Here is a 12747-nt window from a genome sequence, read left to right on the forward strand (position 1 = left end):
GTCCCCTCACGTCACTTCTGCTCGGCGGCTTCGACGAGGGCGATCAGCTCGTCCTTGTCCTTGCCGTCGACGGCCTCACCGGTCAGACCGATCGACTTGGCGTAGGCCAGCCACTTCTCCACGGTCGCGGTGACGCGCGGCTTGCGAGGCTGATCGGTCCCCGACTGGTTGACCGTGGTGGGCACCTCGGTGCCGACCGCGGTCGGGGTGCCGGTCTGGTCACCCTCGCCGTCGTCGCCATCCTCGGGTTCGGTGGGATCCGCGACCTCGGCAACTTCGGCGAGCGCTCCTGCCTTCAGCAGCCGCTGCGCTTCCAGCTCGTCCAGGTCGGTGATCACATCACCCCGCCGGTACTTGACCACCTTGATCGGGCGGCCCTGGTTGTCGCGCTCGAGGATCTGGTCGAACCGCACTGCGGTCAGGGTGTACTCGGTCACGGCGTCACCAGTCCGGTCAGCCACAGGCCGGCCTTGGGCTGGTCGAGCGCCATGCCGCGTTCCTGGGTGGCGTCAGAGCGCCACGTCTCCCGCGGTCCACCGTTCGGGCCGTTGCCCTCCGGGTAGAGCTCGGTGAACGTGAGCGGGCGGGCGTCACCGTAGAAGCCCACGGTGCCGCGCTCGAGGATGAGCGCGCGGTCGGTCGGCCACGCCCGCGACACGATGATCTGCAGGTTGTGGATCGTCTCCGGCAGCGCACCGACGTAGGCGATGTTCTGATCGGCGATGTTGCCCCGGTACACCTTCAGCAGATCGTCGTTGTCCATCAGGATCGGCATGAGCGCGGGGTTCATGACGATCGTGTCGGCGGCGAACTCGTAGCCTTCGTCGTCGCTGCCGCCCTCGTTGACGGTCGGCGCGGCCTGCGAGATCTCGAAGATCGCGTCGGCGATGTCGCGGCGCGGGCGGGAGTTGGTCACATCCCACGCGGTCGAGACCGGGAAGGTCGGGATGTTCCCGAGTACTGCCTTCGCTGCACGGTCGTTCGTGCGGATGAAGGAGTTCTTCAGCGCGGTGACCTGTTTGTTCACGTCGTCGATCTGATTCTTGCGAATCATGTCGAGGGTGACGCGAACGCCCTTGCCGCGCTTGGTCGAGAACACGACCTTCGGGATTCCGCGGGCCGCATTCGAGACCGCGATCTCGGAGAACTCGGCGAGTTCGTCGATGTCGTCGATCAGGAACGACGGGTCGCCTTCGGTGTAGGCGAAGATGCCGGAGGTGTTCGCGCCGGCGTTGCGGAGCAGCGCCTCGGCGATGAACTGGTTCTCGAGCAGCTTCTTGAGCTTGGTCGGGATCAGAAGCGGGTTGGCGAGGAAGTCGGCGACGGCCAGCGCCGCTCCGTCCGACCCGCTCACAACGGTACGAGTTGCCATGGGTTTCTCCTGTGGAGGTGAGGGATCAGGCGATCCGGATGAGGCCGACGCCAGCTGCAGCGACGCCGCCGGGCTGGGTGCAGATGCCGACGATCGTGCGGGCGTCGGGTGTTGCCCCGGCGGGGCCGACGGTGCCGGCCGCGGTCGCGACGAGCTTCTCGCCGCACTTCGCCGCGGCGGAGTACGTCACCCGGGTCTCGGTACCCCCGTAGGCGACGGAGACAGCCGTCGGGATCGGCATCGCGTTGATGATCGGTCGACCGATGGAGTCGTACGTGGTGCCGCCCTGCGCCGTCTCCGGGCTCTGCCCGTCGGTGAGTGCGACGCCGACGACCCGGAAGCTGCCCGCGGCTGCGGGCTTGACGCGTCCGTTGTCGATCGTCTCGACGAGCTGCCCACCGAGGACAACTTCGTTGGGGGTGAAAGTCTTCGGTCCACCCTGGGTGATCTGCGGGATTGCAGCCATGTCAGTTCTCCTCGATCCAGTTCTTGAACTTGTCGACGGACGTGAAGTCGGCGCCGTCGGTCGGTTCGGGGTCGACGCCGTGGCCTACCTCGGCGAGCGGGACGAGCCCGGGGGCGAGGCTGTTGATCGCCTCGGTCGAGCCCTCGCGGTCCTTCTGCAGGGAGTTGAGCCAGTGCTCGCGGCGTCCGGGCCCGAACTTGCCGGCGCGGATGGCCTTGTCGACGAGCGCCTCGTCACCCTCGCGGATCTGCTGCGCGCGGGCGGCGCGGCCCTCGCTGGCGGCCGCGACCTGGTCCTCGTGCGTGGCCCGGTCGACGAAGACGAAACCGTGCTGGTTCGCGTAGTTCGCGACCTGCTCGGCCGTAACCTCACCAGCACCGCCACTGCCGGGGGCGGGGGCGGCAGGCTCCTGCGCCTGCTCGGCGAGGGCCTCGTCGAGTGCGGCCAGGACGGTCTCGTCATCGGCGTCGGCGGCGATGCCGAGGCGCGAGGCGAGGGATTCATTCAAGGTGGCCATATCGGCTTCCTTCCTGTTGTCCTCCGCCTCGGCGGCAGAGGAGTTCGTGGTCGCGCGCCGCTTTCGGGACAGCGCGGACAGATCGAAACGGTTGATCGCGTTCTGGGCGCCGGCCGTCTCGCGGGCCGGGATGACCGAGTCGGCGAGACCAGCTGCTACCGCTTCGTCAGCGGAAAACCAGGTCTCCTCCGACATCTCGGCGAGCCACTGGTCGGCGTCGCGCCCCGCCTTTGATGCGTAGATCGACGCGATGTTGCGGTCCTCGTGCGCAAGGTCGGCGGCGTACTTCGCCATGTCGTGCTCGTTGCCGACGCACATCCCCCACGCCTTGTGGATGAAGAACTGGGCGTTCTCCATGATTCGGAGTTCGTCGACACCGGCGGCGATGAAGCTGGCCGACGACGCGGCGATGCCCTCGACGACCGCGACGACGCGCGCCTTGTGGCGGCGGAGCGAGTTGAGGATCGCGAGCGCCTCCCACACCTCGCCGCCCGGGGAGTTGATGAGCAGCTCGATCTCGGTGACCGTGTCGGGCAGCTCGTCCAGCGCACCGGTGAACTCTTTGGCGGAGATGCCCCAGTACTCGCCCCACGAGTCGATTGGGTCGTACAGGCGCAGCGTCGCGACGTTTCCTGCGGTTCGGGTTTCCGGTTGCTCGGCGCGCACCGGGGTGCGCTTGTACGCCTGGGGGTTACGCAGGAACGGATTCACTTGATGTCTCCTCGGTTTCGCTCGGGTCGCTGCCCGGCGTCCACGGCTCGGATGGTGGCGGGGTGTCCTTCGCGGGCAGGCCGTACTGCTGACGCGTGTACTCCTCGAGCGATCGGTCCAGGCGGATCAGGCCGGCGTCGATCAGCATCTTCAGCGCGGCCGCGGTGAGGTCCTGCCGTGAGCCGATCTCGTCGAACACGAGCTTCGGTGCAGGCTCGTCTTCACCCCAGTTCAGGTCGACCAGGTCCTCGACGACATGGGCGGTGCCGATGTCTGCGATGGACTCGCCGAGGGTCTGCACCGACTCCACGAACGGATCCTCGAGCACACTGGCGAGGGCGAATGAGCCGCCGCGGTCGAGGTTCAAGAAGTGCGCGAGACCGGCGAGCGCGATCTGCTTGTCCTGGTAGTCGATCGCCTGCTGAATGTCGAGCAGGACACCCTGCACACTGAGCAGCTTGAGGTCCTGGCCGTTGGCGAGGCCCACGCCGGAGGTCATGCCGCCCTTGAAATTCGATGCCAGGTCGCGCATGTGGTCGACCTCGGCCTGGTCGTCGGACTTCGATGCGGTGCCGACCGGGACGCCGATTCCGTTGCGGCGAGCGGCCGCGGCCTGCGTCCGCATGAACTCGTCCTTGAGGATCCAGTGCTTGTACGCCGGACGAAGGATCGAGTTTCCCTGCCACTGCCCGGGGTCTGGCTCGTGCACGTACGCGACGAGCCGACTGACCGGAATCGTGAACCCGTCAGGAATCGCCGACGCCGCGGTGAGCTTGCCGACCGGAGGCTCCTGCGTGATCGATACGAGCCCACCGTCGAGCGCGACAGTGATCGTCGAGATCGTGCGCTGCGGCCGCGGCGCCAGCTTCCGCAATCCGAGCTTGCCGTCCGCTTCGAGCTGGTAGACCTGCTCGAAGTACGAGTGCCCGTACTGCAGCATCAGCAGCACCTGCTGCAGGTGACTTCGCCACGAGAACCGGCCCCGGGTGCGGGTGGTCGGCATGAAGTCTGAGCCCGCGATCCCCAACCTGAGGTTTCGCGCAACGAACTCGGTGACCTCGTCGCGAGCGCCGTTCTGATCGAGGCGCCAGGTGGTGCGGCGGATCGGTAGTCCGATCGCACGCAGCACCGACGAGGCGCGGCCGTCCTCGCGGCCCATCCGGCTGAACACATTGACCGACTCGGGCCACTGCAGCTCGGGCACCTTCTCGGTGTGATCCCATTGCTGCCATTCGGTTCCCCCGCCGTTGACGTACCCCAACTCGGTGGCCGGTCGCGCTGCCTGCGCCATGGTCACCTCCTTCTCAGAATGCGACGGTCATCGCGTCGAACGAATCGACATACCCGCCGGTGTGTGTGGGTCGCTCGAATGCGGGCGCGGCCGCGGCCCCGACCGCACGGGACTCGAACGTGAGCAGCGCCCACCGGGCCAGCACCACCGCGAGCAGCGGTGCGTTGCCGGGGTCACCGTCCGCGTCGACGACCCAGTCCTTGCGCGGCAGCACACGTTTGCCGCCGTGCTCGACGGCGTACCGCAGTGCTGGCTGACCGCTGTGGCAGATCAGGCCATCCTCGGCGTCGTCGACGAACCCTTGCGCCATCAGCGCGGCCTGGTTCGTCGTCGACTTGATCAACTCGATTCCGGCCGTCGTCATCAGCGGCTCGAGGACTGCCGCCGGCGACCGGCTGTCAGTTGCGATCGCGCACGGTTCGACTGCCTCGTCGACGCGCCCGATCAGATCGACCATGTCGGGGTTGGACGCCATCCGCGCGTATCCGACCTCGACGTGAATCCGGTCATCGACCGTGCGCTGCGCACCCGCGATAACCCACTGGGCGCCGACACGTGCGAGACCGACCCCGATCGTTCCCGTCCTTTGCGGGTAGTCCACGAGCCCGTCCCACTGGCCCTCGTCGACCAGCTGCCACGTCGGCGGCCCCTGGTCCTCGTCGTCCGGCCAGATCCCCATCGCCTCACGGCGCCAGGCATCCTCGTCGGGGATGTTCTCCCGCATCCGGAGCATCGACTCCAGCGGAGTGCGGTGCGGGTACGACGGGTTGAACGTGCCGAACTTCGACTGATCGTCGGGGTCGGTGTCGGGGTCCGCCGAGATCTCGACGTACACCTGGTGACGGGTCAGGCCATCGAGCGCCTTCTTCCGCTTCTTGGTGAACGATTCGCCGTCGTCGGTTGGCCGCGGCGGTGTCCCGATGAAGAACACCAGGCCGCCGTGCTCGTGCTTCGCGGCGTTCGTTGCCGGCACCATGTCCTCGAGGGCTTTCACACCGAGGATCTGCGCCTCGTCGAATACCTCGATGTCGATGGCTTCCATGCCGCGGCCGAAGCCCTGCTCGCGAGCGCCGAACATGATGATCGATCCGTTCGCGAAGACGATCTCCTGCTCGCCGTTGGCGGTGCGGATCGCGGCGACGTGCGGCCACACCTTCTTCTTCCGCACCATCGACTGCATCGACCGGAAGGTGTTCGTCGTGGTCCGGTTGTGGTGCGACGTCCAGATCACTCGCAGGCCAGGGAACTCCAGGCACAGTCCGATGATCAGGTTGCCGACCGTGTAGGTCTTGCCGACCTGCCGCGGGATCGAGGCGACCACACCACCGATCGATGCGGCGTACGTCCCGGACTCGCGGCACCCGAGCGCGATCTGCCCAAACCCTTGCTGCCACCGGTCGAACGAGACTCCGACGTCCTGCAACCGCTTGTACACCCGCGGGAACTGAGAGGTCTCGATCCCTTTCGGGATGACCAGATGCCGAGTGACTTCGGAGAGCTTCCGTTCAGATGGCCGAGGCGTCGTACCGGTCATCGACCGCGCCTGCCAGTAGCAAGTGGTTCGGAGCCAGCTCACGCAACGCCGTCTCCAGCGCACGGAGGCGGTTGTCGGGCGACTCGTCGTCTTCGCGGGCGTCGATCGCCTCGATCTCGTTCGCGATGTCCTGCAGCCGCTTCGTCAGCGAGGCCAGATCACGCGGAGGGCACCCAGTGCCCGCGACCGTCTCCGCAATCCGATCTCGCATCGCCACGAGCAGCGCACGACGTGAGCCGCTCTTTGCCGCCACATCTACAGACATGGCCTCCGGAGCCGTCTCGTCGTCGGCGACTGCGCGCAGTGGCTTCTGAGTGGCCATGTGGCATCACCTCCGATCGGCGGGACCCGCGTGTGGAAAAAATGCCAGAGAGAGATATTCCTGACTGAAGGCGGCCAGTCAGGAGACCCCCCACCCCCTTGGTAATTTTCGGGGGTGGGGCGGCTGCGGTGCTGGTCAGGGCCAGGCCAGGAGGCGGATGCCGAGGGGGTCGTCCGTGCCGCGGGTGTCCATCGGGTCGAGTCCGGTGACTGCGGGGCGGAGGTGGTCGCGGCTGCCGTCGCCTCGGGACTTGTTGCAGTAGCCGTGGAGGAGGCGGTCGCTGTGTGTTCCACCGTGCGCTCGGGCGTGACTGTGGTCGGCGGCGAGTGATCCGGATGCGCGGTCGGCGGAGGCTGGGTCGTAGTCCCAGTTGCTCGTGCGATCTCGGAACATCGGGAGTCCGCACCAGTAGCACGGCGAGCCGTCGAGGTGGTCTTTGAGGAGGCGCTCACGTCGCTTCTGGTGTTCCCACCCGAGGCCGCGGTCAGTAGTGGACTTCACCCGCTGACCTCGGAGGGGTAGCGCTGCTCGAGTAGGAGTTCCATCTGGGGTTCGAGCACCGACAGAGTTGTGAGGTCGCCAGTGTCTCTCGCATGTTTGATCTTCGCGCTGATGTCGATCAGTTGGTCTTCGAGGCTGGGCATCGCTACCTCCCGAGGTACATGCGGCGTATGCCTGCGAGCCACCAGCAGTGGTGAGCGAAACCCATCCCATTGGATATGCGTGCAACCAATGGGATGAGCGGTACCCGGTTCATCGTGTTGCGACCCACACGAGGATGCGGGTGATGGTCTCGAAGGTGCGGTCGAGCAGGGTACCGAGTCGGTCAGGCAGTGGAGGCATGTCAGCGCCCCTTCGTCAGGAAGCTGTCACGAGGGATGCGGATTCGCCGGCGCTTGCGCACCAGGTGCTCACCCTCGGGGTGACCAGGTGCTTGCCGTGCTCGTCCTTCACGAACGTCGTACCCTTCAGCCATCGACGACTGATCTGGCGCACGCTCTCGTCTTCCACGAATCGAGCTTCGGCACCGAGGATCCGTGTCACCTCGTCGTACTCACGTGTGCTGCGTCGGATCTCACGGAACATCCTCGCCATTGTTCCTCCTGTTTGTGAAGTAGGTCCGCTCGCAGCTACGCCGGGAAACGGGTCGGCGCGTGCTTCGATTCCAGTTCCCCGCTAAGGGTCGGGGGCTGGTGACGTATGACGAGCGGAAGATGATGCGCGTTGGTGCGCTGCCAATAGGCGAGCTGGGCATCACCCGACAAGTAGCCAGGGTTGCATCAGCAGGCCGGTGTGGTTGCAGCGATTCCAGTCGCGCCCCTGGAACGCCGGGCTGGCCCGCGTTGTCCGGAAGCTGATGCGCGTTGGTATGCCCACCGCAGTCGCGCTCACGGGGAGCGGCGGGTGTGCAGCGGAAGATCCAGGCGCGCCCCTGGATGTAGAGCCTCACCGACTGCGCTGAACAGGATTTCCCCGGTGAGACGACGAGAGCGCCCGATCTCACAGACCACGCGCTCAGCGCTAGCCTACAACACGAACTGTCCGATGCAGGTCGGGGTCACGCCGTTTCTGGATCTGCGGACCGTCTGGCTATGTGCGCGTCGAGCACATCACCGAGCCGGAAGATGGGCTCGGCGACCTTCCCGATCATGGTGTGTCGGACGGGTCTGATTGCGCGGGCCTCCATCAGATAGAGCACTCGACGCTTCGTGAGGTCGCGGTACTCGTGTCCGAGGCCCTTTGCGATCTGGGATGCGGCTCGTGCGTTCAGTTCCCACGCCCGGGCGCTGTCGAGCTTCGTCTGATCGGGCTCCTTCAGGTCCAGGTCGGTGCCCGGCGAGACGGCGCGGCGGACTCGGCGGATGGCCTTCTCGATGCTGGCGAGTGCGGTCTCGGATCCTTCGGTGAGAGCTAGGGCGATGATGTTGCGGTCGAGCCAGTGTGCGATGCCGTCTGTGCTGTGCCCGCCGTCGTAGTCGCGCCCGCGGTGCTCGCAGGTGTGGCGTGCCCATACCCAGAGGGTGTTGCGGAGTTCGTCGGCGGCGTCTTGGGCGGCGGACGCGATGGGTAGCGGTTGTTCGTTGCCACCGGATCGGATGCGCGGCTGGTAGCTGATTCTGGTTGCGTACCCGTCGAATTCGGTGATGACGATCGCGAGTTCGGGCGTCAGGTGCGGTACTTCGCGCAGCAGTGCGACGAGGGTCTGCTGATCGTGACGGGGGATGAAGAATCCATCGACGTTGTTAGTCATGGTCGTGGCTCTTCCAGCCGGAGTTTCGAGAGGGGGACTGCGACGGACTTTGCGTCGGGTCGGTGGAGTTCGGCGTAGGCGATGGGGTTTCGGCGGATGGCTCCGACGCGCCAGTACTTGCCTTCGTGGTAGGCGGTCTTCATGCGAGGTCTCCGTCTTCGGCGAGGTAGGCGATGGCGGCGAGGTCGCCGGCGAGTTGTGTGAGTCGGTCGGGCCGGTGTCCGGACCAGTGTTCGACGCCGGAGTTGAGTCGGACGATGACGACGGGCGTTTCGAGGTGGCCGAGCTTCTTGAGGTCGTCTGCGGCGTCTGGATCCTGAGCGAGGTCGACGCTGGTGTACTCGACTCCGAGTTCGTCGAGCTTCCGCTTGGTGGCGCGGCAGGGCATGCAGGCCGGTGAACTGTAGACGGTGACGGTCATGCGGGTAGCTCCTTGGGCTGTTCGCTGCAGGTGATCTCGAGCCAGAGCTCGGGGGTGCGGCTGGCGGGTTGGTGGATGATCGGTTCGGGTTTGGCCATGTGCTGTGGGATGTCGTCGGCGACGAGTCCGTACCCGGGGTGTTTGGTGGTGCCGGCGGCGAGTGCGTCGCAGATCGGTTTGAGGGTGGCGATGAGGTTGTCGGTGTCGCGGCGTCGTTTGTCGCGGGGCCGGTAGTGCAGCTGGACGACTGCGTGGCCGACGTTCAGGGGCAGCTTGGCGTGACGGGCCAGGCGGATGACGTCTGCGCGGATCTGGGCGATCTCACGGGCCTTGGCGAGTACGGCTCCGGCGGAGGCTCCTCGGTCGTTCATCGACAGTGGCGGTGCCGTCCAGGGCAGGACGATCTTGTGGGTGGTCACTGCTCCCCCACCTGCTTGTCGATGCCTGCCACGTAGTTGGGTCGTGGTGCGCGTGGCGGTCGGCCGTCGCTGGGTGTGCTGTCGGGCAGTTGTTCGGTGTCTGGCCATTCGACGAGTCGGACGCGGTCGAGGCAGGGCATCTTGCGCTCGAACCCGTCTTCGGTGACGCAGCGGTGACCGATTTCGGCGCGGCAGCGTGGGCACTTGACGGTGGCTGCGAATTCGTAGGGGTTCATGGTCGACCCCTGTGGATAACTGGGGTGCGGCCGCGCGAAGCGGCGGCGATCCGGTGACCCCGAGCGATGAATTCGGCCCGAAATTCGCGCGCGTTGCTTACGTAAGACGAAGGGATTTTCCGTAAGTAGTTATCTACGTAAGTCCGTTCGTTCGTACGTAGGGTAGTGTCATTGTCAAATGGAAATGGCAAACGCGGTTTTGCCATCGTTTTGCTATGCGGTTTGCCATATGGCAAAACTGGTGTCATTCGCCCCATCGCGAGTCCGCCCCCTTCTTCCCGGCCGCTGACCGGGCTTCGTGTAATGCCTGCTGAGCGAACCCAACAGCCTGTTTGGTGCCGTAGTTCTTGATCCGGTAGTTGCTCGGCGGCTCGGCCTCCCAGAGACCCACCGCGACGAGCAATTTCGCCTCGGCCTGGTTGCAGTGGATGAACGGCAGAACGGCTTTCTTGATCAATCCGTCTGTGCCGTTATCGGCCGCGTAGAGGTAGGAGGAGACGTAAACGAACGCTGCTCCTTTGCCTTTTGGGCCCATTCCGATGAGGTCGAGGATCTTGTCGTGGGTTGGCAGATTGGTGTCTGTGCGAGCCCATGGAAGTCCCACCTATTGGGCCCTCCTGTCTGGTGGTCGGGTTGCCTGTGCCGCGAGGACAGCCCGGACGGCGGCGCGCCACCGGTCGCGGGGCGGCTCGCTGATGTCGTGCCACCGGACGAGGTGCGGAACGTGCAGCGAGGACGCTGAGTGCGCGTTGAACGCCACCTCTGCCAGGCGCTCGACCTCGTCAGGGTCGGGCTCGAACAAGTCGATCTGACCGCTCATTTCGTGCCTCCTCGAGGTTGCCCGCAGGCCTCGAACGTGGCACCGCAGTCGCACCGGTGGGGCATCTGGTGCCCCGGCTCGAGCACACAGACGCACGTCTCGCCGCCGCACTTCCACACCGGACCGACCCAATGGCCGCACGTCAACTCGTCGCTCATATCCGCACCGCCACGTGGTTGCTGGCCATGTAGTTCGGGCCGTCGTGCTCGGCGCCGTCGGCGTCACGGACGCGTGGGATCCACAGCAGGCCGCCGCGGGGCGACTCGGTGAACTCGCGGGTGCGGACACCGAGCAGCGTGCGGTACGCCCCGCTCGCCACCTGAGGATCGGTGGCGAGCTTGCAGAAGATCGCACGGCCGATGCACTGCTCGAGGTCGACGGGCCGGATGACGTCGTGCCGGCGGAAGAACTCGGCGAGCGAGGGACTCGACGCCGGCAACGTCGGCCAGGTCCCCGGCGCGGGGTGCCCGTGCTCATCGAAGAGGTCAAGCTGTGTTGCCGTCATGATCGGGCCTCACGATCCAGCTTCTCGACCCATGCGACGGCGACGGCGGCGACCTGGATTAGTTCGGCGCGGAGCTTGGCCGAGTCGTCCTCGGCATATGCCTCGTTGACCTCCTCGTCGAGGATGTCCTTGAAGGAGACCAACCCGAGCGCTGCGGCATTCTGGCAGCGTTGCCGTGCTGCTTCTGCGTGCTTCTGGTAGCCGGGACCAGTGCCGTCGAAGTGGTTCTGCTCGCCCCACTTCTCGTCTTGGCGGGCGCGTTCGGCGCGGATCTCGTTGAGGATCTTGAGCGGCACTGTCATGGTCACTCCTGGATTTCGTTGATTCGGTCGGCGAGCCACTCGGTGTAGGTGCGAGTGCTGCCGGGGTAGCGGCGCAGGTGGTACGAGGTGTGGTGGCCGAGCCGTAGGTACCCGTCGGCGTCGTGGAGCGCCTGTGTGTAGGCGCGCCAGACCTCGGGTGCGTTGTGCCAGTCACGGATCGTGGCCTGCCACCGTCGTGTTCGGACCCGGTCGACGAGGTCGTAGCCCCATGACCGCAGATCGGCGAGGGCGAACGCCGCCGACTGATCCGCGAATGTCCGCAGCGGCGAGTCCGCCGGGCAGCACGTGATGACGTCGGCCGGGTCGGCGAGGTGCCAGACGGGGAATGCTCGCTCGTCGATCTCGCGCTCACCTGCGATACCCCACGTGGTCGGCCCGGCCGGCGAGTAGGGCCATGGCATGAGCGGATCGGAGATCAGTCCGACACCGCGGACGTCCAGTTCGGGGTGCTCGCCGTGTGCGATCTCGGCGGCGACGTTGCCCGCGAGCGCTCCCCCGCCCGAGTAGCCGGTGATGACTACCGGGTTGGGGTCGCGTCGGATGTGGTCGAGCAGCATCGTCCGCCCAGAACGCAGCGCCGTGTCGAACGAGGAGCCGAGCGGCGCCGGCACCGGGCCGTACTGGGCCGACCATGGCACCTCGACGACCCGGAACCTCGCCAGATCGAGGTGCTTCGTGACGTTGGCGAGCATCGACGCCTCACCCATCGGCTCGCCGATGCCGCGGCAGCGCAGGACGGTGATCACTCGCCACAACTTTCCGGGCCGACGAGTTCGAGGTAGACCTCCTCAGGTTCCGGCCACTCGGTATCCACGAGGTAGCGGCCGGGCGGTTCGTTGAGAAGGAGGTCGTGCTCCTCGAGGTCGTGCTCGCGGACAACGCACCCGTTGTACGGCACGGTCCACCCGTAGCCGCTGTGCCATGTATGCACGACACCGTGGAACTCGAACTCTTCGACGCCATCCCACGGCAACGAAGGGCACGAGCACACCAGGCAGCCATCACATTCGCAGGTGTCCAGCGGTTCGTCCGGTCCGTTGGCGGCGGATACCCCGTCGACTTCGTGGGGCTCGTCGCACTCCTGCCAGCCAGTGCAGTGCGGTGCACCGGGACATTCGAGGTCGTACGCGTACTCGACGTCAGCACCCTGAAGGTCAGGATCGATGCGCTTCACGAGGACGTGCAGCTTGCGGTCGGGACTCACACTGCCACCTCCTGCGGGGCGTTCCGCTGCGCGAGCTCGAGCACCGCGTCTGGGGTTTCGGGGTGCAGCTCCGGGTCGCCGTCGTCGGGTCGGGTCAGGTACTGGACGGCGTGGGTGTCTCCGGGCTCCCCCGCCTTGAGGACGCGGAGGCCGATGACGCGGGCGGAGGTGAGGTTCCAGATGCTGCCGTCGATGCTGGCGTATTCGAGGACGAGGCTGGCGGGGAACACCTGGTAGTTCGTCTTCGGGTCGGGCATCGGTGGCTGCTCGTCGATCCGCACCTGCACGGTGCGCGTCCACCGCTGGTCAATGATGGTGTTGGTCATGCCAGCCTCTTTTCGAATCCGTTTGCGAG

Annotated in this window: 22 protein-coding genes; all 22 read right to left on the reverse strand. The window is 66.2% G+C overall.

Features of this window, described 5'->3' with window-relative positions; all coding sequences use genetic code 11:
* Positions 1 to 11: 11 nt before the first annotated feature.
* Complete coding sequence (locus FND50_RS25105; protein ID WP_144287468.1) at positions 12 to 437, reverse strand: lipase chaperone; 426 nt, start codon at positions 435 to 437, stop codon at positions 12 to 14.
* Positions 434 to 1372, reverse strand: coding sequence for a hypothetical protein (locus tag FND50_RS25110; RefSeq protein ID WP_144287469.1), 939 nt, complete (start codon positions 1370 to 1372; stop codon positions 434 to 436). The genes FND50_RS25105 and FND50_RS25110 overlap by 4 nt, the downstream gene beginning before the upstream one ends.
* 25 nt (positions 1373 to 1397) lie before the next feature.
* Positions 1398 to 1838 carry a hypothetical protein gene (locus tag FND50_RS25115; protein ID WP_144287470.1) on the reverse strand — a complete coding sequence of 147 codons (441 nt, stop codon included), beginning with the start codon at positions 1836 to 1838 and terminating at the stop codon, positions 1398 to 1400.
* 1 nt (position 1839) lies between these two features.
* Positions 1840 to 3066: a head maturation protease, ClpP-related gene (locus FND50_RS25120; RefSeq protein ID WP_144287471.1), complete on the reverse strand. Its 1227-nt coding sequence runs from the start codon at positions 3064 to 3066 to the stop codon at positions 1840 to 1842.
* Positions 3047 to 4357: a DUF935 domain-containing protein gene (locus FND50_RS25125; RefSeq protein WP_260850690.1), complete on the reverse strand. Its 1311-nt coding sequence runs from the start codon at positions 4355 to 4357 to the stop codon at positions 3047 to 3049. The genes FND50_RS25120 and FND50_RS25125 overlap by 20 nt, the downstream gene beginning before the upstream one ends.
* Positions 4358 to 4370: 13 nt before the next feature.
* Complete coding sequence (locus FND50_RS25130) at positions 4371 to 5792, reverse strand: terminase (protein ID WP_260850691.1); 1422 nt, start codon at positions 5790 to 5792, stop codon at positions 4371 to 4373.
* A 70-nt stretch (positions 5793 to 5862) separates the two neighbouring features.
* On the reverse strand, positions 5863 to 6213 hold the full coding sequence (locus FND50_RS25135; RefSeq protein ID WP_144287474.1) for a hypothetical protein: 351 nt from the start codon (positions 6211 to 6213) through the stop codon (positions 5863 to 5865).
* Positions 6214 to 6348: 135 nt separating this feature from the next.
* Complete coding sequence (locus FND50_RS25140; protein ID WP_144287475.1) at positions 6349 to 6714, reverse strand: hypothetical protein; 366 nt, start codon at positions 6712 to 6714, stop codon at positions 6349 to 6351.
* Complete coding sequence (locus tag FND50_RS36315; protein WP_186301147.1) at positions 6711 to 6857, reverse strand: hypothetical protein; 147 nt, start codon at positions 6855 to 6857, stop codon at positions 6711 to 6713. Before FND50_RS36315 ends, FND50_RS25140 begins: the two co-directional genes overlap by 4 nt.
* 214 nt (positions 6858 to 7071) lie before the next feature.
* A complete protein-coding gene (locus tag FND50_RS25145) occupies positions 7072 to 7308 on the reverse strand; it encodes a hypothetical protein (protein WP_144287476.1) in 237 nt (78 codons plus the stop codon).
* A 463-nt stretch (positions 7309 to 7771) separates the two neighbouring features.
* Positions 7772 to 8464: a hypothetical protein gene (locus FND50_RS25150; protein ID WP_144287477.1), complete on the reverse strand. Its 693-nt coding sequence runs from the start codon at positions 8462 to 8464 to the stop codon at positions 7772 to 7774.
* Positions 8461 to 8607, reverse strand: a complete 147-nt coding sequence (locus tag FND50_RS36320) for a hypothetical protein (protein ID WP_186301148.1) — start codon at positions 8605 to 8607, stop codon at positions 8461 to 8463. The genes FND50_RS25150 and FND50_RS36320 overlap by 4 nt, the downstream gene beginning before the upstream one ends.
* Positions 8604 to 8885, reverse strand: coding sequence for a glutaredoxin domain-containing protein (locus FND50_RS25155; RefSeq protein ID WP_144287478.1), 282 nt, complete (start codon positions 8883 to 8885; stop codon positions 8604 to 8606). The genes FND50_RS36320 and FND50_RS25155 overlap by 4 nt, the downstream gene beginning before the upstream one ends.
* Positions 8882 to 9304, reverse strand: a complete 423-nt coding sequence (locus FND50_RS25160) for a hypothetical protein (RefSeq protein WP_144287479.1) — start codon at positions 9302 to 9304, stop codon at positions 8882 to 8884. The genes FND50_RS25155 and FND50_RS25160 overlap by 4 nt, the downstream gene beginning before the upstream one ends.
* Positions 9301 to 9540, reverse strand: coding sequence for a hypothetical protein (locus tag FND50_RS25165; protein ID WP_144287480.1), 240 nt, complete (start codon positions 9538 to 9540; stop codon positions 9301 to 9303). Before FND50_RS25165 ends, FND50_RS25160 begins: the two co-directional genes overlap by 4 nt.
* Positions 9541 to 9784: 244 nt before the next feature.
* Complete coding sequence (locus FND50_RS25170; protein WP_144287481.1) at positions 9785 to 10144, reverse strand: hypothetical protein; 360 nt, start codon at positions 10142 to 10144, stop codon at positions 9785 to 9787.
* Complete coding sequence (locus FND50_RS25175) at positions 10145 to 10360, reverse strand: hypothetical protein (RefSeq protein ID WP_144287482.1); 216 nt, start codon at positions 10358 to 10360, stop codon at positions 10145 to 10147.
* Positions 10361 to 10514: 154 nt separating this feature from the next.
* On the reverse strand, positions 10515 to 10865 hold the full coding sequence (locus FND50_RS25180; RefSeq protein WP_144287483.1) for a hypothetical protein: 351 nt from the start codon (positions 10863 to 10865) through the stop codon (positions 10515 to 10517).
* Positions 10862 to 11167, reverse strand: a complete 306-nt coding sequence (locus FND50_RS25185) for a hypothetical protein (RefSeq protein ID WP_144287484.1) — start codon at positions 11165 to 11167, stop codon at positions 10862 to 10864. Before FND50_RS25185 ends, FND50_RS25180 begins: the two co-directional genes overlap by 4 nt.
* A gap of 2 nt (positions 11168 to 11169) precedes the next feature.
* Positions 11170 to 11934: an alpha/beta fold hydrolase gene (locus tag FND50_RS25190; protein ID WP_144287485.1), complete on the reverse strand. Its 765-nt coding sequence runs from the start codon at positions 11932 to 11934 to the stop codon at positions 11170 to 11172.
* On the reverse strand, positions 11931 to 12392 hold the full coding sequence (locus FND50_RS25195; protein ID WP_144287486.1) for a hypothetical protein: 462 nt from the start codon (positions 12390 to 12392) through the stop codon (positions 11931 to 11933). The genes FND50_RS25190 and FND50_RS25195 overlap by 4 nt, the downstream gene beginning before the upstream one ends.
* On the reverse strand, positions 12389 to 12718 hold the full coding sequence (locus tag FND50_RS25200; protein WP_144287487.1) for a hypothetical protein: 330 nt from the start codon (positions 12716 to 12718) through the stop codon (positions 12389 to 12391). Before FND50_RS25200 ends, FND50_RS25195 begins: the two co-directional genes overlap by 4 nt.
* Positions 12719 to 12747 lie beyond the last annotated feature (29 nt).

The sequence above is a fragment of the Rhodococcus sp. WB9 genome, from assembly GCF_007558985.1.
GTDB classification, from domain to species: domain Bacteria; phylum Actinomycetota; class Actinomycetes; order Mycobacteriales; family Mycobacteriaceae; genus Rhodococcus_F; species Rhodococcus_F opacus.